Origin of the sequence: Acetobacter lovaniensis (assembly GCF_014207635.1) — a bacterium.
GTDB lineage: Bacteria > Pseudomonadota > Alphaproteobacteria > Acetobacterales > Acetobacteraceae > Acetobacter > Acetobacter lovaniensis.
The window spans coordinates 65,992-87,915 of sequence record NZ_JACHIE010000009.1 but is presented as its reverse complement, the minus strand read 5'-3'; the positions used below and the strand labels follow the sequence as shown (position 1 = coordinate 87,915).

The following is a 21,924-nucleotide window of genomic DNA, read 5'->3' as shown; positions in this document are numbered from 1 at the left end:
CGGCGCTCCCATATGCGTTCGGCCTGTCAGTCGTTCAGGTTCATGCCACCGCGTATCCGACCTGTTCCGTCGGCGGCACAAGGCTCTTTTATCCGTGGGCAGGTGCCCGGCTTACTTGCCGGAACCGCTCCGCACCACCAGCTTGATCACGGCAAATACGCCAAGCAGCCCCATAAGGGACGTGCCAATCTTGACCAGCAGGCGGGTAGGCAGGTGCGCCTTGCCGTGCACGTAGTCATCCACAATAACCTGCAGACCAACCTGCGCATGGTAGAAGGTGGTAATGATCAGTGCTGCCAGCATGGTGGCGTTAACGGGCTTGCCGCCCCATTTAACCACCTCGGCGTGGTCTGCCCCGCCAAGGCGGAACATCTGCACAACAAACCATGTGGAAAGCGGCAGCAGGCTGGCGGCGGAAACGCGCTCGGCCCACCAGTGGCTTGTGCCGGAATGCCCCGCACCCAGCCCGCGTGCGCGCCCAAGCTGGGAGCGCATGACTTCAATATGTGGAACAGAAGCGTTCATGTCAGGATACCTTCCCGGCTTTGGCGCGTTTGCTTCTGCGGCACCCAGCCACAGCAAGCAGGGCGACGGCCAGCACGGTGCTGACACCGGCTGTAACACCCACCGCCACTGGGCCATCCTTGTTCAGCTCTTCCTTGTCGTACCGGTATCCCGCATCCCAGATGAGATGCCGGATGCCACCGACCGTGTGGTAAACGACCGAAGCCAGCCACCCTACCAGCACAAGCTGGCCCAGCGGGTTGCCCGTTACCTTACGCGCCGTAGCATAGGCTTTTGGCCCCTTTGCCGCAGCACCAAGCCAGCAAACGCCAAGCGCGGCGCCAGCCGTGGCGATCACTCCCGTGATTCGATTTGAAATGGAAAGAACCATGGAAAGCCGGTAACGGTACACCTGCAAGTGCGGCGACATGGGCCGCTGGATCAGTGTGCCGTCACTTCGGCTCCCTACATAGAGGGCCTTACGGATATCCTGCATTGTCAGCCTCGTACCCCGTGTCTATCCCTGAGCGCTGGTTGCATCCAGCGTTTTGCATCGTTTTTGTCCTACGCCCCGTGCCTCGGCCCGGTCAATTCAACGGATCAACACGAGACCGAGAGGGGCAGGATTCTCACTCAGGCGTGTCTGGGCAGCAGATCAAGTGCGATCATGGTTTCAGCGATCTGAACCGCGTTCAAAGCCGCACCTTTCCGCAGATTATCGGACACGCACCAGAACGCCAGACCGTGCGGAACGGTCGGATCGACACGAAGGCGTGACACATAGGTTGCATCTTCCCCCACGCACTCGAGCGGGGTCACGTACCCGCCATCTTCGCGCTGATCGAGCAGGACAACCCCTTCGGACTCCCGCAGGGCCGCACGGGCGCGCTCAAGGTCCACAGGCTCGGCAAACTCGGCAATAACAGCCTCGGAATGACCGACAAACACCGGAACACGCACGCAGGTTGCCAGCACCTCCACGTCCGGATCGAGAATTTTTTTGGTCTCGACTCGCATCTTCCATTCTTCCTTGGTCGCACCGTCATCCATAAAACGGTCGATCTGGGGAATGCAGTTGAAGGCGATCTGCTTCTGGAACTGCTCGATCTTGGGCGGGTCGTTCACAAAGCTGCCACGGGTCTGGGAGAACAGCTCGTCCATGCCATCCTTCCCCGCGCCGGATACGGCCTGATACGTGGAGACCACCACCCGCTTGAGGGTAAACAGGTCATGCAGGGGCTTGAGAGCCACCACCATCTGAATGGTCGAGCAGTTGGGGTTGGCAATAATGTTGCGCTTCATGTCCTTGAGCGCCAGCGGGTTAACCTCGGGCACCACCAGCGGCACATCCGGCTCCATGCGGAAGTGGGATGTGTTGTCGATCACAACGCAGCCAGCCTTGGCAGCAATGGGCGCATACTTGGCGGACACAGCCCCACCGGGGGAGAACAGCCCGACATCCCAGCCCTTGAAATCAAAGGTTTCAAGGTTCTGGACTTTCAGAACGCGATCCCCGAACGAGACTTCACGCCCGGCAGAACGCGGGGAGGCCAGTGCGACAATCTCATCCACCGGGAATTCCCGTTCGGCCAGTGTCTTGAGGATTTCCCGCCCCACCGCACCTGTCGCGCCTACAACAGCAACCCGATAACCCATAATCCACCTTTGATTCAGAGCACGTTAGAAACCAGAAAAACGCACCCCCGCACGAGGGCCGTTCAATCGCGCGAACCCTAGACCATTCCGGCAGCAAATGGAATTGCTCACCCCATAGCTTTCCCGTCCTTCTGTTCTGGCTGGACCAAGGGCTGAGCGGAATACGGCCTGCGCGGGACATTACAAGACACGGCATCTGAGACTTATTTAAAAAATGAAAAAATGAAAAAAATATTTTTATTTCCCGTAGAAAAGGTTTCTTTGACGCATATCAATGCAACCTTTTTCAGATATGTTTGTCATATCAGACAGAAGAAGTTGTGGAGGATGACCGTTTTTCTACCCTGCCATCCCGGTCCCTCCTCACCCCATACAGAATGCATTGGGAAAAGAACGTGACCGTTAAAATTGCCATCCTGAAGGAAACGCAGCCCGACGAACGCCGGGTTGCCATGATTCCCGCGGTAGCACAGCGCATAGCCAAGCTTGGGGCAAATCTTGTTCTGGAGCAGGGAGCGGGCAGTGCTGCAACCTACACGGACGATGCCTACACAAAGGCGGAAGTAACGCAGGAGCCCGATATCGGGAAACTGGTCGCCGATGCGGATATTGTGCTCTCCGTCCAGCCTCCATCGGTCGAGACCGTCAAACAGATGAAGCCCGGCGCCCTGCTGGTGTCCTTCATTTACGCCCAGACGCAGCCTGATCTGGTCAAGGCGCTGCGCGATGGCAAGATCACCACGTTTGCCATGGAGCTTATTCCACGCATCAGCCGTGCACAGGCCATGGACGCCCTGTCCAGTCAGGCAGCTCTTGCAGGGTACTATGCGCCTTTGCTGGGCAGTGTACACATGCAGAAAATCCTGCCCATGATGACCACCGCCGTTGGCTCGCTGCGTGCGGCCCGCGTACTGGTCATGGGGCTGGGGGTTGCGGGCCTGCAGGCTCTGGCCACGGCACGCCGCCTTGGCGCCGTGTGCGAAGGCTACGACGTACGCCCCGAAACCAAGGAAGAAGCGGAATCCGTTGGCGCCAAGTTCGTGGATACGGGCATTGATGCACGCGGCGCAGGCGGTTACGCCCGCGAACTGACAGCAGATGAAAAAGCCAAGGTCCGGGCGACCCTTTCGCAGCATATCGCACAGGCCGACCTGATCATTACCACAGCCGCGGTCCCCGGCCGCAAGGCCCCCCGCCTGATTGACGCCGAACAGCTTGCCGCCATGAAGGAAGGCTCCGTTGTGGTGGACATGGGCGCGCCCAACGGCGGCAACTGTGAAGGCACCAAAGCGGGCGAGACCATCAAGGTTGGTCCCGTGGTCATGGTTGGTCCGACCAACCTGCCCTCCAGCCTGGCGGCACAGGCGAGCGAGCTCTACGCCAAGAACATTTACAACCTGCTCGAGCAGGTTCTGCATGATGGTGTGCTCAAGCCCGATTTTACAGACGAAGTCATAACCGGCACCACCCTGACCCATGATGGCAAGATTACCAATGCCGCCATCCAGACGGTCATCGAAGGCACACCAGCGGAGAAAGCATGATGGATTCCGTAACATCCATGACCTTCATTATCGCCCTCTACATCTTCATGCTGGCCGCGTTTACCGGCTACGTGGTGATTAGCCGGGTGCCCTCCATCCTGCATACGCCCCTTATGTCCGGCTCCAACTTCATTCACGGTATTGTGGTGGTTGGCGCGCTGGACGTACTGTTCAACGCCACCACGCTGACCGGGCAGGTTATCGGGTTTGTTGGCGTTTTTCTGGGAGCCGGGAACGTTATGGGCGGCTACGTCGTGACCGACCGCATGCTGGCCATGTTCCGCCCGAGCCAGAAGCCGACAACAGAGAAAAAAGGCCAGCAGTAACATGTTCATCGAATACATTGTTGGCCTGAGCGGACTGATTGCCGCAGGTCTGTTCATTTACGGGCTGAAGGCCATGTCTTCCCCCGTAACCGCCGTATCGGGCATTGTCACCGCAGGCTACGGCATGGTGTTTGTGGTTGGGGCCACGTTCCTTAACCTGTTCAATGTCAGCCCCGATGCACGCCCGCATCTGCTGGTCAATGTCGCACTGGCCGTTGTGGCCCTGCTGCTGGGCTGCCTGTGGGCGGGCTGGCGCGGCCGCACGGTGCAGATGACCGCCATGCCGGAGATGGTCGCCATCTTTAACGGCATGGGCGGTGGCTCCGCGGCATCCCTTGCTGCGGTCAGCCTCCTGTCCGACCATGCCACATCCGGTCTGCACCTGAGTGTCACCATCGTGGGTGCGCTTATTGGCTGTATCTCCTTTACCGGTTCGATCATCGCATGGGCCAAGCTTGACGGACGGATGAGAAAACCCGTGCGCTTTGGCGGGCAGCGGTTTTTCAACGCGGCTCTGTTCCTGATCTCGCTTGCCCTCGGCGCGCTGGCAGTCATGCAATACGGCACGCCGGAAGGTGTTCTGCCCGGTATTCTGTTCTTTGGTGCGGCTCTTCTGTTCGGGATCTGCATGACCCTGCCCATTGGTGGGGCAGACATGCCGGTGGTGATCTCGCTCTACAACGCCTTTACCGGCTTGGCCGTGGGCCTTGAAGGCTACGTGATGGGCAACCCCGCCCTGATGATTGCAGGCATGGTTGTCGGCTCGGCAGGTACGCTGCTGACCGCCCTGATGGCAAAAGCCATGAACCGCTCGCTCTCCAACGTGCTGTTCAGCAACTTCGGGGATACAACCAGCTCCGCCAAAGGCCCCGAAGGGGAAATGAAGTCCGCCGACCCGTCGGATGCAGCCACCTCCATGCGCTATGCGTCCAGCGTGATCATTGTGCCCGGCTATGGTCTGGCCGTGGCGCAGGCGCAGCAGAAGCTGTACGAATTTGTTAAAATGCTTGTAGCGGATGGTGTGGATGTCAAATTTGCCATTCATCCCGTGGCAGGCCGCATGCCGGGGCACATGAACGTGCTGCTGGCCGAAGCTGGCGTTCCATACGACATGATTTACGATATGGACGATATTAACGACAGCTTTGCCACCACCGATGTTGCCCTGATTATTGGTGCGAATGACGTGGTCAACCCCGAAGCCCTGACCGACAAATCCTCCCCCATTTATGGCATGCCGATCCTGAACGCTTACAAAGCGCATCAGGTCTTTGTCATCAAACGTGGGTCCGGCACAGGGTATTCCGGGGTGCAGAACCCGCTCTTCTTCCAGAAGAACTGCACCATGGTTTTTGGGGATGCACAGGCCGTGCTCTCCAAAATGGTCGAAGCCGTCAAGGCGCTCGGCACCGCCTAACGGCCAACGGGAGGGCACCAGACGGTCTCTCCCGTTTTTTTTGTTTACAACAAAAGGCGTAGATTATGTCAGGCAAGATGAAAGCCGCTGTGGTCCATGAATTTGGCAAGCCGCTCACGCTTGAGGAACTGGACATTCCCTCCATCAACTCCAACCAGATCCTGGTCAAGATGATCGCCTGCGGCGTCTGCCACACGGACCTGCACGCAGCCAATGGGGACTGGCCCAAAAAGCCGACCCTGCCCTTTATTCCCGGACATGAGGGCGTCGGCACGGTTGTGGAAATTGGCAGCAATGTTGACTGGATTAAAAAGGGGGACATCGTTGGTGTGCCCTTCCTGTATTCCGCCTGTGGTCATTGTGAACACTGTTATGCAGGCTGGGAAACCCTTTGTCAGAAACAGGAAGATACCGGTTATTCCGTTAATGGCTGCTTTGCGGAATACGTGGTGGCGGACCCGGGTTATGTCGCCCATATTCCTGCGGGGGTGGACCCCATTAAAGTCGCACCGGTTCTGTGCGCAGGTCTGACCGTTTACAAGGGTCTGAAAATGACTGACACGCGCGCAGGGGACTGGGTTGCGGTGTCCGGCGCGGGCGGGCTGGGGCAAATGGCCATCCAGTACGGTGTGGCCATGGGCCTGAACATGATCGCAGTTGATATTGACGACGCCAAACTTGAAACCGCACGGAAACTTGGCGCCGCACACACCGTTAATGCCAGGACAACCGACCCGGCGGCCTTTATCCAGAAGGAAGTCGGCGGCGCTCATGGGGGGTTGATCACGGCTGTTTCCACCAAGGCGTTCTCTCAGGCCATGGGGTATGTGCGCGCTGGTGGCACACTGGTCCTGAACGGCCTGCCGCCGGGGGACTTCCCCATTTCCATTTTTGATATGGTCATGAACGCCATTACCATCCGCGGTTCCATTGTCGGTACCCGGCTGGACATGATCGAAGCTCTTTCCTTCTTTGCTGAAGGAAAAGTGACCTCGGTTACCAAGACTGACCGGCTTGAAAACATCAATCAGATCTTTGATGATCTCGAGCATGGTCGTGTTGAAGGGCGTGTTGTTCTGGATTTCAGAAACTAACCACCTTCAAATATTGATGAACCAGAAGGATTTTTTCCATGGCTTACGCAACGACAAACCCTTTTACTGAAGAACAGGTCAAGGTTTTTCCCAACCCGACCGATGCTCAGGTCGATGCCGCACTGGACAAGGGCCATGCGGCCTTCAAAAAATGGAAAAACACAACTTTTGCTGAACGTGCACGCGTTTTGCAAAAAGCGGCCGATCTTCTGCGCGCCAATGTGGACGAATACTCCAAGCTGCTGACGCTGGAAATGGGCAAGCTCTATGCCGAAGCAAAGGCAGAAACCGAGCTGTCCGCTGCAATTTTTGAATATTATGCCGTCAATGCCGAACGCCTTCTGGCACCCGAAGTGCTCCCCCTTGCCTCCGTCAAGGAAGGCCGCGCCAAGATCGTGTTCGAAGCGCAGGGCATTCTGCTGGCTATCGAACCGTGGAACTTCCCCTACTATCAGGTCGCCCGCATTATTGCGCCGCAGCTTTCTGCTGGTAACGTGGTTATTCTCAAGCACGCATCCAACGTGCCGCAGTGTGCCGCCGCCATGGAAAAACTGATGCACGATGCCGGTCTGCTTGAAGGTGGGTTCCAGAACCTCTACCCAACGCGTGACCAGCTTGCCAAGATTATTGCCGATATCCGCGTACGTGGTGTGGCCCTGACCGGCTCCGAAGGCGCTGGTGCCAAGGTTGCTTCCGAAGCGGGGCTGGCGCTGAAAAAATGCACCATGGAACTCGGCGGGTCCGATGCCCTGATCGTGCTGAACGATGCGGATATTGAAAAAGCCGCCAAGTGGGCCGTTTATGGCCGCCACTGGAATGGTGGGCAGGTTTGCGTTAACGCCAAGCGCATGATTGTGGAAGACGGCGTTTACGACAAATTTGTTGAGCTGTACCGCAAAGGCATTTCCGAACTGCGTATGGGCGACCCGATGGACCCCGCCACCACGCTGCCACCCCTGTCCTCTCGCGGGGCTGTCGATGGGCTGAAGCAGCAGGTTGCCGATGCCGTGGCACAGGGTGCCAAAGCGGAGGAAATTCCGCTGGAAATGCCTAACAAGGGCTGCTTCTTCCGCCCGGTTATCCTGAGCCATCTGGAAGAAGGCAACCCGGCCCGCCACACGGAATTCTTTGGCCCGGTGACCATGCTGTTCCGTGCGAAAGATGCTGACCACGCCATTGAAATTGCCAATGACTCCCCCTACGGGCTTGGTGGTTCCATCTTTACCAAAAACGAAGAACGTGGTGCGGAACTGGCCCGCCGGATTGATACCGGCATGGTCTACATCAACCACCCGACCATGGTTAAAGCCGACCTGCCGTTTGGTGGCGTCAAGCGCTCGGGCTTTGGCCGCGAACTTCTGGGTCTGGGCCTGAAAGAGTTCGTCAATGCCAAACTGATTGATATTGTGGACATTGACGCACCGTTCTGATGCTTTCTGAACAGCGTTAACCAGAAAGGGCGGAAGGATCACTCCTTCCGCCCTTTTTTATCTGGACACCAGACTAAACGTTTCCAAATACCCCGTACAGATCATGCTTTTTTTGTGTGCTCCGTATTTCCCGCACAAAACAGGCATAAAAAAAGACCGTGTGCCCGGCACACGGTCTTTTCACAATACTGGTCAGGGTTACCCCTCTCCAGACAGAATTATGCAGGCACAACCAGTGCAAACGCCCAGTCCAGCCAGGGCAGCAAAGCCGCAATATCGGCTGTTTCCACCGTAGCACCACCCCATATGCGCAGGCCCACGGGGGCGTCACGGTAGCTGGCAAGGTCAAAGCCAATGCCTTCCTTATCCAGCACAGCCAGCATTGTTTGGACCGTTGCCATCTGCCGGTCCCGCTCCAGAGCCAGAAACCATGGTGCGACAATCCGCAGGCAAATAGCGGTAGAGGAACGCTCCTCCTCCTTTTCCGCCAGAAAAGAGACCCAGTCCGTGGTTTTAACCCATGCGGCAACAGCCGCCAGATTGGCCTGAGACCGGGCCTTGAGCCCTTCCAGCCCTCCGACTGATTCCGCCCATTGCAGGCTGTCCAGCGCATCTTCCACACACAGCATGGAAGGGGTGTTGATGGTATCACCCTTGAAAATGCCTTCGATCAGCGCATCCTTGGCGGTCATGCGGAAAATCTTGGGGAGCGGACGGGGGGCCTTAAAGGTTTGCAGCCGTTCCACAGCACGCGGCGAGAGCGCGATCATGCCATGTGCGGCCTCGCCCCCAAGAGCTTTCTGCCAGGACCATGTTACCACATCCAGCCGGTCCCATGGCAGGTCCATGGCAAAGGCGGCTGAGGTGGCATCGCAGATCACCAGCCCTTCATGCTCGGCGGGAATGGCGTCAGCAGAGGGCAGGCGCACACCCGAGGTGGTGCCATTCCATGCCAGCACCACGTCATGCGCCCAGTTGACTTCGTTCAGGTCTGGCAACTGGCCGTAATCGGCCTTGAGCACGCGGGTCTTGTCCAGCTTGAGCTGGGTTACAATATCCTGCGCCCACAGGGCGGAAAAACTCTCAAACGCCAGCACGTCCACCGGGCGTTCACCCAGCAGGGACCACAGGGCCATTTCCACCGCACCCGTGTCGGATGCAGGCACAATGCCCACCCGCCAGCCTTCGGGCACACCCAGAATTTTGCGGGAACGCACAATAACCTCGTTCAGCCGCGCACGCCCTTCTGGCGAGCGATGGGAGCGGCCAACCAGCGCCTTATCCAGCGCGGCAAGGCTCCACCCCGGGCGCTTGGCGCACGGTCCGGATGAAAAACAGGGATTGAGCGGGCGAATGGCCGGACGGGACGAAGCGGAAGGGGAAAGGGCGTTCATAACCTTGGCCGAGAAGAGGGAGGGACAAGTCTGGTGCGAGAGAGGGGACTCGAACCCCTAAGCCCGTAAGGGCGGTCGATTTTGAGTCGACTACGTCTACCAGTTCCGTCACTCTCGCGAACTGCTTTTTCCCCTACCAGCAAATTGCCGCCCGGAAAAGGGTTTGTTGGCGGCATTTGTCGCACAGAGCGCTTCAGGCCCGCCTAACGGCAGACCCGCTGGGTGCCATCTGCAGCAATGTAGGTGCCGGTCTGGGTATTGTAACACGTATTGCGCACGCAACTTCCCCCTACAGCCAGTGGCTGGGGGTAGTTTTGCACGGCCATGGCCACGGCCTCCCGCGCGGCAACCCCGCACAGGGGCGTATTGGCAGGAGCGGAGGGGTCATTCACCAACTGGCTTTCATTCGCGGGGGGCGGGGTTGGCGCACTCAGCCCCGGTGCAAAACTCTGCGGGGGAATACGGGTGGGCTGGCTGGCGCACCCGGCCAGCAGCCCAAGCACAAGGACAGACCCCAAAGCCGGAATACGAACAGGAATGAACATCGCTCTTCAGTCTTTCAGCACGCGGTGGCTTGTTGCCCACACAGTTGCAGGGAGGCCAGCATACCCGGTTACCCGCCTGAGCCCAACATCAGGCTTACAGGTCCAGCAGGCCCTGCGCCGGTTGGCCACCAATAATGGCACGGCAGGAGCCATCGCCAAAAGTCAGGTCAACCTGCTGCCCGCTCCTTAGCCCTGCGGCTTTTGTCACGGGGTGGCCATCTGCTGTGACCAGCGCATAACCGCGTGCCAGCACGGCCTGGGGGGATACGGCCTCCAGTTGCCCGGCGGCCCCTGCCAGCGCAATCCGCCGCTCACGCAAAAGCGCCATCAGCGGGGCGGGGGACACGCGGCAGTGGCCCAGCCGCACTTCCTGCCGTTGCAGGGTGTGCTGCATGCCCCCCACAAACGCGCCACCCAGTACGGCAAGCCGTGTTCTGCGGCCGGACAGAAGTGTTTCCACCGCAGGCATGTGCCGCTCCACCGCCACAAGGTCCGCCTTGCGGCGGCGGACAAGGGCGGGCAGGGCCACGTCCAGCCTGCGGGCACGGTCATCCAGTTGCATGCGCGCGGTCTGCACCAGACCGGGCAGGTCCGGTAGCGCGGCGGCTGCCCTGTCCAGCCGCAGGCGGGCGGTCTGCATCTGCCGGGCCAGTGCGCCTGTGGCACGGGCGGCATGATGTTCAATTTCGGCCAGCAGTTCGCTCCGCACAGGCACGGCCATTTCTGCCGCCGCTGTGGGGGTGGGCGCTCTGCGGTCGGATGCAAAGTCGATCAGGGTTGTATCCGTCTCATGCCCTACGGCCGAGATCAGAGGGATGGAACAGGCGGCGGCCGCCCGCACCACGCCTTCATCATTAAAGGCCATCAGGTCTTCGAGCGAGCCGCCACCGCGTGCGACTATCAGCACATCGGGCCGAGGCACGGCCCCTGAGCCATCCAGCGCGGAAAAACCGTTAATGGCAGCCACAATCTGGGCGGCAGCACCCTCACCCTGCACGGGCACGGGCCACACCACCACAGGCCGGGGGAAGCGCCGCCGGAGCGTTGTGCAGATGTCATGCAGCACAGCCCCCTGCGGGGATGTAACAAGCCCGATCACGCGTGGCAGAAGGGGAATAGGGCGTTTGCGGGCGGGGTCAAACAGCCCCTCCTCCCCCAGCCTTATCCGCAGGCGCTCAATACGGGCGAGCAATGCGCCCTCGCCCGCATATTCCATGCGTTCCACAATAAGCTGGTAGCTTGAGCGCTCGCCGTAGGCGGAGACCTTGCCGGTTGCAATAATTTCCAGCCCGTTTTCAGGCACCAGCCCAAGGCGGCTGACACTGCCACGCCAGACCACGCCGGAAATCTTGCCCTGCTCATCCTTGAGCGAAAAATAGATGTGCCCGGAGGGGTAGCGTTTGAATTCCGTAATTTCGCCGCGCACACGCACGCGGCTGAACGACCCCTCCAGCGTACGCCGGATTGCGCCGGAAATTTCCGAAACCGTATATTCAGGGACATTGCCGCCAGATGGGGAGGCGGCTCCAAACTCTTCGTGCATCCGCACAACCTATGCTACAGACGCTCGCCCTGAAAGAGCAGACATGAACAGCAGGAGAAAAGAATTGCGCGTACTTCTGGTAGGCTCAGGCGGCCGCGAACATGCCATGGCCGAAACACTGGCCAAATCCCCAGCACTTTCCGCGCTGTTCATTGCCCCCGGCAACCCCGGCACGGCCCGTTGCGGAACCAACGTGCCCATTGGCGCGCATGATGTGGCAGCCCTTGTAACCTTTGCCCGCGAGCAGAAGATTGATCTGGTGGTACCCGGCCCCGAAGCGCCACTGGTCGCAGGGCTGGCCGATGCCTGCGCACAGGCGGGCCTGCCCTGTGCCGGTCCCACGCAGGCCGCCGCCCAGCTTGAAGGCAGCAAGAGCTTTACCAAGGAAGTCTGCGATGCGGCGGGTATTCCCACCGCGGCGTGGGAACGCTTTACGGATGCGCCCTCCGCCATTGCCTATGTGCGCCGCAAAGGAGCGCCCATCGTGGTCAAGGCCGACGGGCTGGCCGCGGGCAAGGGCGTTGTTGTTGCCACAACCGTAGCCGAAGCCGAAACCGCCATTACGGACATGATGACAGGCGGCGCACTGGGCGATGCCGGGCGCAGCGTGGTGATCGAAGATTGCCTTGTGGGGGAGGAGGTCTCGCTCTTTGCCTTCTGTGCGGGGGAAACTGCCTGCCTGATTGGTGCGGCACAGGACCACAAACGCATTGGAGATGGGGATACAGGCCCCAATACCGGGGGCATGGGTGCCGTATCCCCCCCAAAAGGCTTTGGCCGGGCAGAGCAGGAAGCCGCGCTGGACCTGCTGGTGCGCCCCATGCTGCGCGAAATGGTACGCCGGGGCACGCCATTCCGGGGCGTCATTTTTGCCGGGCTGATGCTGACCGAAAACGGGCCATCGCTGATTGAATACAATGTGCGCTTTGGCGACCCCGAGGCCGAAGCCCTGCTCCCACGCCTGACGTCGGACCTGCTGCCTGCCTTGCAGGCACTGGCCGAGGACCGGCTGGACGTGGCCCCCATTACATTTTCCAATCAGGCATCGGTCTGCGTGATCATGGCGGCACGGGGTTACCCTGGCAGCCCGGAAAAAGGGGCCGTGATCCATGGGGTGGACACAGCCAATGCTCTGGAAGGGGTGCGGGTTTTTCAGGCGGGCACCACACAGAACATGGCCGGAGAACTGGTGGTTTCAGGCGGGCGTGTGCTGGCTGTCTGCGCCTTGGCAGACACGGTGCAAGAAGCCCAGAAGCGCGCTTATGCCGGTGTTAAGGCCATTACGTGGGATGGTGCGGTATGGCGGACGGATATTGGCAACCGCGCCCTGTAAGCAACCGGATAAAAACGGGGTCAATCTGGCCCCGTAAACCAGCATACCCCATGCCGCGCGGCACTCCCCGGCGGCATGGGCCTTACCCGCCACACTCCAGAACATGCCCAAGCACAAGGGCATCGGACCCATCGGGGTAATAGGCCCGCCGCAGGCCTTTTTGTTCAAACCCGGCCTGTGCATACAGCTTTTGTGCCGCAGGGTTCCCGACCGAGACTTCCAGAAAAACCATTTCGGCTTTTTGCGCTCTGGCGTGGGCAAGGCTCCATGCCACCAACTGCGCGGCCAACCCCTGCCGCCTGTATGCAGGCAGCACGCACAGGGTCAGAATTTCTGCCTCCCCCGCCACGCAACGCAGCATGACAAACCCTGCGGGCTGCTCCCCCACCAGCACCAACCCTGCGCAAACACCGGCTGAGCCGAGCAGGCTGAGCATGGCGGCTGTGTCCCACTGCTCCTGCGGGGTAAAACACTGCGTATGCAGGCAGGCCAGCACAGCCGCGTGCCCCACCCCCACAGACTGCATCTGCGGCAAACCCATTAGACCGGAGCAGCCCGCAACCCATTGGCTGGCAGTTTGGCCTCCGGTGGGTCCACGTAAACGGGCAGTGCGCCACGCGGTGGCAAGTCCCCACGCATCCGGCGCAGGGCCGTAGCCACAACCTGCTCTACATCCGGGTGGGTAATCGGGCATAGGATCGCGGAGGGGAAAGCCAGATCAGCGCGGGATTCACCCGCAACCAGCCACCGCCCTTGCGGGGCGGACCAGTCTGCTATGGTTACGGCCCGCGCGCCCTGCCCGTCTTCCACAAAAACGCGGCCACGCCGGGCGGCGGTCACCACCAGCCAGCCAGCCATGGGGTCTGGCTGGGCGGCAAGGGCGGCATCCAGTTCCGGGGCCAGAGCTTCTGCCCGCGTAACCCCCACAACCGGGCACCCCACACCTACAGCATACCCTGCCGCCGCCGCACAGGACGCCCGCAGACCGGTAAAAGACCCCGGCCCCACCACAACCGCGACCAGATCCGGCGCACTCCCCTGTGCGCGTGACCAGCCAGCCTGCTGCAAAACCTGTGCTGCCAGCAGGCTAAGCCTTTCCGCCGCCTGCTTGCCGGCCTCCTGCCTGAAGGCAAGCACCTGCAACACGCCATCTGTATTGGTAACGCAGGCCGCCGTACCACAGGCATGGTCGCCTGCGGGGCTCCCGTCGAGCACCAGAATACGCTGCACCACTAGTCTACAATCCGGCAGGCCTGATCGAACTCAAGCCGGGGGGCCCGCTCGGGCTGACCTGCGAAATCTCCATACCCCAGACAGAGCAGGAAGTTGGCGCGCCAGCCCCATTCGGCCAGAAAAGCGTCTTCCACCACGGACTGGTCAAACCCAGAAACGGGCAGAACATCCAACCCAAGGGCGCGGGCGGCCATGATCATATACCCGCCCTGCAAGGTGCCATTGCGAAAAGCGGTTTCCTCAGACAAGCCGACATCGGCGGCAAACCAGGAACGCAGTTCTTCCCCCGGACTCAGCTTGGGGAGCTGTTCAAAAAACAGCGGGTCATGGGCAAGCACAGCAATAACCGGTGCCCCCATAACCCGGTTGACGTTCCCTGCAGACAGGGCAGGGCGCAGTTTTTCGCGCCCACTGGAGCCTGTAATAAAAACAATGCGGGCAGGGCAGCAATTGCCCGAAGTCGGCCCCATGCGCACCAGATCATATATCTGGCGCAGCAAAGCCTCCTCCACAGGGCGGGTCGTCCAGCGCAGGGGGGTTCGCGCCTTTGTAAACAGCAGTTCTAACCCACTTGCGTCCAACATGTTCTGTCCTGCCTCCTGCTGCGCCAGCTTGCTCCGGCGCGTGACTTCCCTCTTTTAAGGCAAGCATCCCGCGCCGAAAAGAGCCACCGTTGCGGGGGCTGCTCAGTCCACCTGCTCGACCGAGACAACCTCTGGCACGTAATGCTTGAGCATGTTTTCCACCCCATGCTTGAGCGTTGCGCGGGAAGAGGGGCAGCCCGAACATGCCCCCTGCATGGTCAGGCGCACAATCCCGTTGCGATACCCACGAAACACAATATCCCCACCATCGCCCGCAACGGCAGGACGTACGCGCGTGTCCAGCAGTTCCTTGATCTGGACAACAATCTCCGCATCTTCTGGGGCAATGTCGTCTTCAAGAACAGCAACGCCTTCGGCAACAACCGGCAGGCCCGCCACAAAATGATCCATCAGGGTGGACAGCACCAGCGGGCGCAGTTCCTCCCAGTCCGCGCTGTCGGACTTGGTGACAGAGACAAAGTCATTCCCCAAAAACACGCGGGCAACACCGGGCAGGGCAAACAGCGCATCGGCCAGAACCGAACGCCCGGCCACGGCGTCGGCATCAATAAAGTCTATGGTGCCCGCATCCCCCACCACGGCCTGACCGGGCAGGAACTTGAGCGTTGCGGGGTTGGGGGTGCCTTCGGTTTCGATAAACATGGCGGAAATGTCCGATCTGTAGGGTAAACCTGTATGATTATCTTTCAGTTGGCACCAGAATGAGGACAGAACAAGTTCTGTATGAAAATTTTAGTGCCACCAGCCACCGGAACAGGGCCAGAAAGAGCTGTTTTGGGCAGTTCCCGCCCGACATCCGCACAAGGCAGCCATGCCGTGCACGACATTCAGCCCTCGCCCTTTACCCTCTTACCCGGCCCGAAGCTGGACAAGACGAGCCCTTAACGCGGGGTCGTGCGCGTAAATATACAGCCCCCTGACCGCGCGCGTCATCAACACATTGATCGCATTGAGCATGATCCGCTCCATGGTCTGCCCGGGCTGGGCAATACCATTGCGCCCGGCAAAAGCTGCGCCATCCTCATACCGGGTCGGGTCAAGTATCAGGGTATCGGTCACACCATCATACCTTACGGATGGACCAAGCAACAGACCAACGTAATTCAGGTCGAACCCCTGCACGGTATAAACGGAGCCGACCTCATCGATCGTATCGGCACGTTCGGCCCATGGCAGGCGGGCTTCGGGTCTGGCGATGTCCCATTTAAGCCGAAAACGCCCTTCGGTTACAAAATGTTCCTGACCATCCAGCCGGTAGGGGTAATCATACGTTGCCACCATACGGGAGAGGCCGAACTCGGTGTTTTTCCGGCACACCAGATCGTACATATCCTGCGCATCCTCAAAAACCCTGAAGTCAAAAGACGGATCATGGGGAACAGGCAGAATGGTCTTTTTGCAAAATGCGTCTATCCATGCACATGTCTGTGCACCAGCGTGCATACGGAACTGGTTTTTAAGCTGGCAGGTCTGAACCTGCTTCTGGGCCAGAACCGTTTCCAGCATACTCTTTGTCCAATGGCTTTTGAACTTGAGAACCTGCTTGTCATCAAAAACCAGTACAACAACCCTTGCGCATTTCAGTATCTCTTCAAGATGATTGTCCTGTGCAAACCGGTTGTATTTATCGGATTTTGTTAAAAGAAGATGCGCCTCGTCCACCAGAACCACATCCGCCATCTGCCCGGTTCTGTGCAGGGTGTTGATAAAGGTTGTCGGGCGCTCATAGTCTTTCTTTTTCACATAAAGTGAATGTTCCGATATATTCCTGTAAAGTTTCATCATTTCAGGATGATTGACCAAAAGATAATTTTTTGTGCCCGTTAACGGGTTTGCATCTGATTTTTGCCGGGACAGTTTTTGTATTTCGTTAAAAATTTTATTGATAACAATGCTTTTTCCCGTTCCTGCATCGCCTCCAATAACAAAAACAGCATTCCCCTGCCCAACGTGATCCTGACAGAAGCTGACAACCTGCTGACACAGCCGCTCCTGCTCCATGGAAAGAGAACGATCAGGAGAGAGTTTTTGCAAAGCCTGATTGTTCTGCCGATCCACCACGTTTACCCCCTAAACCAAAAAAGCCTTTCCCCATTATGAGGAAAGGCTTTTGATCCGTCCAGAAAACCCGATGGTTTTTAGCGCAGGATACCCGTATGCCCAATGGAATACCGGCCCGGCTGCGGCCATACGGTCAGGCCATGCGGCTCCTGCCCAACCGGAATGCTGATCATGCTCCCGTCCTTGGTGTTAATCCGGTAAACCACATCATCAAACCGGCCAGACAGCCACAGGGATTTACCATCCGCGCTGACATTGCCCATATCCGGGCTGCCACCACCGGGGACAGGCCATGTCGCCACAACCTTGTTTGTAGCAAAATCAATGACCGAAACCCCACCGCCCTTACTGTGGGGGTGCCCATGAATCAGGTGGGATCCACGGTTGGCAACGTACATTTTTGTACCATCACGGCTGGGGTACAGCCCATGTGCGCCCAGACCCGTGTGGATAAAGCCTGTTTCGCGGAATGTATCTCCATCCACCAGAAACACGCCGTCGGCCATCATATCGGCAACATAAAAGATTTTGCCGTTAGGGGAGACCAGAACATCCTGCGGCATACCACCACTGGACAGCTTGAGGTACCCCAGAACCTTTTTCTCAACCATATCCACCTTGACCAGATGGCCACCAAATTCGCAGGTGAAAATGGCGTAGCGCCCATCTATGGAAAAAGCGGCATGGTTGACGCCCTTGCACTCGGGCACATCAATGGACTGCTGCAACTGCATGCTATGCGGGTCACGGAAGTCCAGACGTTTACGGGCTTCGGCCACCACAATGGCCGATTTGCCATCTGGCGTAAAATACATGTTGTAGGGATCATCCACCGCAATGGACGGGCCGGGGCGACCCGTACGCGGGTCAATGGGGGTCAGGCTGCCATGCACGGTGCCTTCCGCATTGTTGGTGACCCACAGGGTGCGCAGGTCCCATGACGGCACAACATGCTGGGGGCTTTTCCCCACGGGGAAGCGATCCACCACCTTGTTGGTGGCCGGGTCGATGACAGACACATCGTTCGAACGCAGGTTGGGCACGTAAACCCGTTCCAGATCCCGCGCCACTTCCGGCGCAATGTGACTGCCCCCTGTTTCGCTGTACAGGTTGGCCGGGTTGGAGACTGGGGGCATGCCGGGAATGGTCTGCACCAGAGAAGCCGCCGTGTGGCTCCCGCCCTCGGACGGAGTACCGACATCCTGCGCCCAACCAGGCGCACTGCCAGCACCTAAGCCAACAATGGCAACCGCCGCAACCAGATACTGCTTAAAACCCATAACCCAGACCCTTCTGTGCCTGTTATCACTTTAACTCCTGATACGGCTCCGCATTTATCATGCGGCGTAAATAACGTCTATTCGGGGGCGATTAAAATCTTTCATTTATTATTATAGGCAAGTTATTTTACGTATTTATTTGCTGCGTGCATCATCAATGGCTTTAACGGCCGCATCCACCTGCATGGACAAACCGGGCTGCCCCAGTGTGGACGTGGCTCTCCGCGGGTCTCCTCCATAAATCCCCTGCGCCGCAGACGGGTTGGGCGCGTGCCGCAGGGCCTCCTCCCGGACCATGGATGGATCAACCGCAAGCATGAGCGATGTATCGCCTATATCCGCATGCTGGCCCACATCCAGCCTGTAGCCATTCTGCCGGAGCCATTCGCTATACTGGTGGGGGATCACATTGTAGTAATCCTGCACATACAGCACCCTTGCACCTGTGGCCTGCCACCGCACATTCAGTTGCGTGGCCAGTTTTTCCATATCTTTCTGGTAGCCACCGTGATCACCGATCAGAACAACCAGCTTAAACCCCTGCACCCGAAAACTTTCGGCTATGGAGGCCAGCATTCTGTCAAACACATCGGGCGGTAATGTAATGGTACCGGGGAAACGCATATGCGATGTACGCGGAGCAGTACCCCCCTCCGGCACGTAGGCTACCACAGGAGCCACCAGTGTTCTGCCGGACTGACGGGCTATTCTTTCAGCCTGAAACTGCACACGGCTGTTATGTTTGCCAACGGCTATGTACGGTCCACTCTGCTCCGTACCTCCCACAGGCACAATAATGGTTGTAAAACCACAGGATATATCCTGTGCAATTTCGGTCCATGTCAGTTTTTCAAACAGAACACTTCTGGCAAGGTTCAGGCACTGGGCCTGCGCTGGCAGGGGTAATACCGACAGTGTCCCTAAAAACAGACCGCATAACCATGATTTTTTCATTATGACTGCACCAGAAGAGGGGCAAGAAACTGACCCGTATAGCTTTTTTTGCATGCAGCAATGGTTTCGGGCGTGCCTTCGGCAACAATGGTGCCACCCCCATCGCCCCCTTCCGGCCCTACATCTATAAGCCAGTCCGCAGTCTTGATAACTTCCAGATTATGCTCGATCACGATAACCGTGTTCCCCTGATCGACCAGTGCATGCAAAACTTCCAGAAGTTTTCTAACATCCTCTGTATGCAACCCGGTTGTAGGTTCATCCAGAATATAGACGGTTCTGCCCGTAGCCCTGCGCGCCAGTTCCTTGGAAAGTTTGATGCGCTGTGCTTCCCCCCCCGATAGGGTCGTTGCCTGCTGGCCAAGTGCCACATAGCCCAGACCAACCTTTTGCAAAATGGCCAGCCGGTCGCGGATCCGGTTCTGGGCGGAAAAGAGCGGGTAGGCTTCATCCACACTCATGGCCAGCACATCCGCTATGGTTTTACCCCTGAAGCGGATATCCAGTGTTTCGCGGTTATAGCGCGCACCTTTACAGGCATCGCAGGTAACAAACACATCTGGGAGGAAGTGCATTTCTATTTTAAGCACACCATCGCCCTGACAGGCCTCGCACCGTCCCCCTTTGACATTGAAGGAAAAACGCCCCGCCTTGTACCCTCGGGCCTTGCTTTCTGGCAGTTCGGCAAACCAGTCCCGAATAGGGGTGAACAGGTCGGTATAGGTTGCGGGGTTGGAGCGGGGGGTGCGGCCAATGGGGGACTGGTCAATATCAATAATCTTGTCCAGCAGTTCCATGCCCTTGATTTTTTTATACGGCTCGGGCGAGGTGGCAGCCCCCATAAGCTGGCGTGAGAGCGCCTTGTAAAGCGTATCAATCACCAGAGTTGATTTACCGCTCCCCGAAACACCGGTTACGCATGTAAACGTGCCAAGCGGAAAATGCGCGGTTACGTCTTTAAGGTTATGCCCCGTTGCCCCTTCCACCGTAAGCATCCGTTTTTTGTTCACGGGCCTGCGCTGCTGTGGCACCTCAATCCGCTTGCGACCAGACAGGTAAGCGCCCGTCAGGCTATCAGGGTTTTTGGCAACCTGCTCCGGTGTGCCCTGTGCCACGACCTGACCGCCATTGACCCCGGCTGCGGGCCCCATATCCACCAGCCAGTCAGCACTTCTTATGGCGTCCTCATCATGTTCGACAACAATGAGTGTATTCCCAAGGTTTTTCAACCGGTCGAGAGTCCCCAGCAGGCGTGCGTTATCGCGCTGATGCAGCCCGATGGACGGCTCATCCAGCACATAAAGCACCCCCGTAAGCCCCGATCCAATCTGGCTTGCCAGACGGATACGCTGGCTCTCCCCCCCAGAAAGGGTGGCTGACCCGCGCGAGAGGGTCAGGTAATCCAGCCCCACATCATCTAGGAATTTCAGACGTTCCAGAATCTCACGCAGGATACGCCGGGCAATTTCTGCCCGCTGGGGGGTAAGGGTTGGCAGAACCGTGTCAAACCAGCCCAGCGCATGCCCAATGGACAGGTCGCAGGCCTGCGCAATGGTTTTGTCCGCTACGCGAACAGACAGGGCTTCGGGCCGCAGGCGCGCACCATGGCAGACATGGCAGGCTTTTTCTGACTGATAACGGGAAAGTTCTTCCTTAACCCACGCACTCTCCGTATTGGTCAGTCTTTTTTGCAGGCTTGTCAGAACCCCTTCAAACGGCCGTTCGACAACATAGCTTTTTTTACCATCCTGATAGGTAAAGCTTATATCGTCTTCCACACCATACAGAATACCGTTCTGGGCCTGCTCCGGCAGGTCGCGCCAGGGGGTATCCATGCTGACGCCAAAATGCTGTGCCAGACTTTGCAGCGTCTGCTCCAGAAGAGGGGATTTTGCATCTTTCCACGGTGCAATAGCGCCTTTTTTAAGGGAGAGTGCAATATCAGGCACAACCAGAACCGGGTTGAAGTATGTTTCCACCCCCAGACCATCACAGGCCGGGCAGGCACCCTGCGGCGCATTGAAGGAGAACAGGCGTGGTTCTATCTCTTCCAGAGTAAACCCGCTGACAGGGCAGGAAAAATGCGATGAAAAAATCAGTTTTTCCGGTTCGCGCTCTTCGTCCTTAAGTACTTCCTCGGCATAGACAATGCCATCACTCAGGGTCAGCGCGGTTTCAAGACTGTCCGCCAGACGGGTTTGCACGCCGGGTTTCACCACCACGCGGTCCACAACCACTTCCACCGTGTGGCGGAGTTTGCGGTTCAGGCTGGGGGCTTCTGCAATTTCGTACAGCGTGCCATCTACCCGCACACGGGTAAAACCCTTGCGCTGGAGTTCGGCCAGTTCCTTGCGGTATTCACCCTTGCGGTCCCGAATAACGGGGGACAGCAGCATAAGCCGCGTGCCCTCGGGCATGGCCAGAATACGGTCCACCATCTGGGTTACGGTCTGCGCCTCAATAGGCAGGCCCGTGGCGGGGGAATACGGCACACCTGCCCGCGCCCAGAGCAGACGCATATAGTCGTATATTTCCGTGACCGTACCCACGGTAGAACGCGGGTTTTTGGAGGTTGTTTTCTGTTCGATGGAAATCGCGGGGGACAGGCCCTCTATGGAGTCCACATCGGGTTTGCCCATAAGCTCCAGAAACTGGCGCGCATAGGCGGACAGGCTCTCCACGTACCGGCGCTGACCCTCCGCGTAAATGGTATCGAACGCCAAAGAGGATTTGCCCGACCCCGAAAGCCCGGTCACGACGGTCAGCCGGTCACGGGGGATATCGATATCAACATTCTTCAGGTTATGGACACGCGCCCCACGCACCCGAATGCTGTGCTGACCTCGAAGACCTGATTTTGTCATGAAGAGCTCTTTACCGTCGTTCCTGTTTTGTCCTCTATTATGGCGCTTTAATCCGTCCCTATGCAATCCATGAAACACACCAGAGGGAGCCGCCATGCAAAATGCCCTGACCGGCCATTCTGACCATTGCGCTTGCGAACA

At 58.4% G+C, this 21,924-nt stretch carries 20 protein-coding genes and 1 tRNA gene; 6 read left to right on the top strand and 15 right to left on the bottom strand.

Translation table 11 applies throughout. The features are described 5' to 3' along the window. Window positions 1–111: 111 nt before the first annotated feature. The 3 genes from sdhD to HNR55_RS10985 form a co-directional block, all read right to left on the bottom strand. Window positions 112–525: a succinate dehydrogenase, hydrophobic membrane anchor protein gene (sdhD, locus tag HNR55_RS10995; RefSeq protein WP_166115360.1), complete on the bottom strand. Its 414-nt coding sequence runs from the start codon at window positions 523–525 to the stop codon at window positions 112–114. Between the two features lies 1 nt (window position 526). After that, entirely contained in the window at window positions 527–1,000 is a 474-nt protein-coding gene (gene sdhC, locus HNR55_RS10990) for a succinate dehydrogenase, cytochrome b556 subunit (protein WP_166115358.1), read from the bottom strand. Between the two features lie 137 nt (window positions 1,001–1,137). Then, window positions 1,138–2,160, bottom strand: coding sequence for an aspartate-semialdehyde dehydrogenase (locus HNR55_RS10985; RefSeq protein ID WP_166115355.1), 1,023 nt, complete (start codon window positions 2,158–2,160; stop codon window positions 1,138–1,140). A 395-nt stretch (window positions 2,161–2,555) separates the two neighbouring features. On the opposite strand from HNR55_RS10985, the gene HNR55_RS10980 reads away from it, so the two are divergent. The 5 genes from HNR55_RS10980 (at window position 2,556) to HNR55_RS10960 (ending at window position 7,971) form a co-directional block, all read left to right on the top strand. Further along, a complete protein-coding gene (locus HNR55_RS10980) occupies window positions 2,556–3,704 on the top strand; it encodes an NAD(P) transhydrogenase subunit alpha (RefSeq protein ID WP_166115342.1) in 1,149 nt (382 codons plus the stop codon). Beyond that, window positions 3,704–4,030 carry an NAD(P) transhydrogenase subunit alpha gene (locus HNR55_RS10975; protein ID WP_166115435.1) on the top strand — a complete coding sequence of 109 codons (327 nt, stop codon included), beginning with the start codon at window positions 3,704–3,706 and terminating at the stop codon, window positions 4,028–4,030. Before HNR55_RS10980 ends, HNR55_RS10975 begins: the two co-directional genes overlap by 1 nt. A 1-nt stretch (window position 4,031) precedes the next feature. Continuing rightward, a complete protein-coding gene (locus HNR55_RS10970; protein ID WP_166115340.1) occupies window positions 4,032–5,447 on the top strand; it encodes an NAD(P)(+) transhydrogenase (Re/Si-specific) subunit beta in 1,416 nt (471 codons plus the stop codon). Between the two features lie 65 nt (window positions 5,448–5,512). Beyond that, window positions 5,513–6,541 (top strand): alcohol dehydrogenase AdhP, encoded by a 1,029-nt coding sequence (adhP, locus tag HNR55_RS10965; RefSeq protein ID WP_166115337.1) that lies wholly within the window; start codon window positions 5,513–5,515, stop codon window positions 6,539–6,541. Between the two features lie 38 nt (window positions 6,542–6,579). Next, the gene (locus tag HNR55_RS10960; protein ID WP_166115333.1) at window positions 6,580–7,971 is read left to right on the top strand and encodes an NAD-dependent succinate-semialdehyde dehydrogenase; all 1,392 of its coding nucleotides are present in this window, start codon (window positions 6,580–6,582) and stop codon (window positions 7,969–7,971) included. Window positions 7,972–8,189: 218 nt separating this feature from the next. Here HNR55_RS10960 and HNR55_RS10955 read toward each other — a convergent pair whose 3' ends face one another. From HNR55_RS10955 to xseA, 4 genes are all read right to left on the bottom strand, one after another. Continuing rightward, window positions 8,190–9,365, bottom strand: a complete 1,176-nt coding sequence (locus HNR55_RS10955) for a phosphoserine transaminase (protein WP_166115330.1) — start codon at window positions 9,363–9,365, stop codon at window positions 8,190–8,192. Between the two features lie 31 nt (window positions 9,366–9,396). Further along, window positions 9,397–9,483 (bottom strand) — tRNA-Leu (locus HNR55_RS10950). A gap of 85 nt (window positions 9,484–9,568) precedes the next feature. Beyond that, window positions 9,569–9,910, bottom strand: coding sequence for a hypothetical protein (locus tag HNR55_RS10945; protein ID WP_166115327.1), 342 nt, complete (start codon window positions 9,908–9,910; stop codon window positions 9,569–9,571). Between the two features lie 94 nt (window positions 9,911–10,004). Further along, a complete protein-coding gene (gene xseA, locus HNR55_RS10940; protein ID WP_166115317.1) occupies window positions 10,005–11,453 on the bottom strand; it encodes an exodeoxyribonuclease VII large subunit in 1,449 nt (482 codons plus the stop codon). 43 nt (window positions 11,454–11,496) lie between these two features. Between xseA and purD the strand changes: the two genes are divergently transcribed. After that, window positions 11,497–12,786, top strand: a complete 1,290-nt coding sequence (gene purD, locus HNR55_RS10935; RefSeq protein WP_184382678.1) for a phosphoribosylamine--glycine ligase — start codon at window positions 11,497–11,499, stop codon at window positions 12,784–12,786. Between the two features lie 82 nt (window positions 12,787–12,868). Here purD and HNR55_RS10930 read toward each other — a convergent pair whose 3' ends face one another. From HNR55_RS10930 to uvrA, 8 genes are all read right to left on the bottom strand, one after another. Further along, the gene (locus tag HNR55_RS10930) at window positions 12,869–13,312 is read right to left on the bottom strand and encodes a GNAT family N-acetyltransferase (RefSeq protein ID WP_095349527.1); all 444 of its coding nucleotides are present in this window, start codon (window positions 13,310–13,312) and stop codon (window positions 12,869–12,871) included. A gap of 14 nt (window positions 13,313–13,326) precedes the next feature. Further along, window positions 13,327–14,019, bottom strand: coding sequence for a tRNA (adenosine(37)-N6)-threonylcarbamoyltransferase complex dimerization subunit type 1 TsaB (gene tsaB / locus HNR55_RS10925; protein WP_166115315.1), 693 nt, complete (start codon window positions 14,017–14,019; stop codon window positions 13,327–13,329). Beyond that, on the bottom strand, window positions 14,019–14,603 hold the full coding sequence (locus HNR55_RS10920) for a malonic semialdehyde reductase (protein WP_166115313.1): 585 nt from the start codon (window positions 14,601–14,603) through the stop codon (window positions 14,019–14,021). The genes tsaB and HNR55_RS10920 overlap by 1 nt, the downstream gene beginning before the upstream one ends. A gap of 102 nt (window positions 14,604–14,705) precedes the next feature. After that, window positions 14,706–15,266: a NifU family protein gene (locus tag HNR55_RS10915; protein WP_166115311.1), complete on the bottom strand. Its 561-nt coding sequence runs from the start codon at window positions 15,264–15,266 to the stop codon at window positions 14,706–14,708. 207 nt (window positions 15,267–15,473) lie between these two features. Then, a complete protein-coding gene (locus HNR55_RS10910) occupies window positions 15,474–16,625 on the bottom strand; it encodes a DUF2075 domain-containing protein (protein ID WP_166115431.1) in 1,152 nt (383 codons plus the stop codon). A 137-nt stretch (window positions 16,626–16,762) separates the two neighbouring features. Then, window positions 16,763–17,965 carry a YncE family protein gene (locus HNR55_RS10905; protein WP_166115302.1) on the bottom strand — a complete coding sequence of 401 codons (1,203 nt, stop codon included), beginning with the start codon at window positions 17,963–17,965 and terminating at the stop codon, window positions 16,763–16,765. Between the two features lie 135 nt (window positions 17,966–18,100). After that, complete coding sequence (locus HNR55_RS10900; protein ID WP_242005560.1) at window positions 18,101–18,919, bottom strand: creatininase family protein; 819 nt, start codon at window positions 18,917–18,919, stop codon at window positions 18,101–18,103. Beyond that, window positions 18,919–21,783, bottom strand: coding sequence for an excinuclease ABC subunit UvrA (gene uvrA / locus HNR55_RS10895; protein ID WP_166115298.1), 2,865 nt, complete (start codon window positions 21,781–21,783; stop codon window positions 18,919–18,921). The genes HNR55_RS10900 and uvrA overlap by 1 nt, the downstream gene beginning before the upstream one ends. Window positions 21,784–21,924: the final 141 nt, after the last annotated feature.

Bases quoted from the DNA above. Each gene is read 5' to 3' on its own strand.
- sdhD (WP_166115360.1), bottom strand. From the start codon at position 525: ATGAACGCTTCTGTTCCACATATTGAAGTCATGCGCTCCCAGCTTGGG.
- sdhC (WP_166115358.1), bottom strand. From the start codon at position 1,000: ATGCAGGATATCCGTAAGGCCCTCTATGTAGGGAGCCGAAGTGACGGC.
- HNR55_RS10985 (WP_166115355.1), bottom strand. From the start codon at position 2,160: ATGGGTTATCGGGTTGCTGTTGTAGGCGCGACAGGTGCGGTGGGGCGG.
- HNR55_RS10975 (WP_166115435.1), top strand. From the start codon at position 3,704: ATGGATTCCGTAACATCCATGACCTTCATTATCGCCCTCTACATCTTC.
- HNR55_RS10970 (WP_166115340.1), top strand. From the start codon at position 4,032: ATGTTCATCGAATACATTGTTGGCCTGAGCGGACTGATTGCCGCAGGT.
- adhP (WP_166115337.1), top strand. From the start codon at position 5,513: ATGTCAGGCAAGATGAAAGCCGCTGTGGTCCATGAATTTGGCAAGCCG.
- HNR55_RS10960 (WP_166115333.1), top strand. From the start codon at position 6,580: ATGGCTTACGCAACGACAAACCCTTTTACTGAAGAACAGGTCAAGGTT.
- HNR55_RS10955 (WP_166115330.1), bottom strand. From the start codon at position 9,365: ATGAACGCCCTTTCCCCTTCCGCTTCGTCCCGTCCGGCCATTCGCCCG.
- HNR55_RS10945 (WP_166115327.1), bottom strand. From the start codon at position 9,910: ATGTTCATTCCTGTTCGTATTCCGGCTTTGGGGTCTGTCCTTGTGCTT.
- xseA (WP_166115317.1), bottom strand. From the start codon at position 11,453: ATGCACGAAGAGTTTGGAGCCGCCTCCCCATCTGGCGGCAATGTCCCT.
- purD (WP_184382678.1), top strand. From the start codon at position 11,497: ATGAACAGCAGGAGAAAAGAATTGCGCGTACTTCTGGTAGGCTCAGGC.
- HNR55_RS10930 (WP_095349527.1), bottom strand. From the start codon at position 13,312: ATGCAGTCTGTGGGGGTGGGGCACGCGGCTGTGCTGGCCTGCCTGCAT.
- HNR55_RS10920 (WP_166115313.1), bottom strand. From the start codon at position 14,603: ATGTTGGACGCAAGTGGGTTAGAACTGCTGTTTACAAAGGCGCGAACC.
- HNR55_RS10915 (WP_166115311.1), bottom strand. From the start codon at position 15,266: ATGTTTATCGAAACCGAAGGCACCCCCAACCCCGCAACGCTCAAGTTC.
- HNR55_RS10910 (WP_166115431.1), bottom strand. From the start codon at position 16,625: ATGGAGCAGGAGCGGCTGTGTCAGCAGGTTGTCAGCTTCTGTCAGGAT.
- HNR55_RS10905 (WP_166115302.1), bottom strand. From the start codon at position 17,965: ATGGGTTTTAAGCAGTATCTGGTTGCGGCGGTTGCCATTGTTGGCTTA.
- HNR55_RS10900 (WP_242005560.1), bottom strand. From the start codon at position 18,919: ATGAAAAAATCATGGTTATGCGGTCTGTTTTTAGGGACACTGTCGGTA.
- uvrA (WP_166115298.1), bottom strand. From the start codon at position 21,783: ATGACAAAATCAGGTCTTCGAGGTCAGCACAGCATTCGGGTGCGTGGG.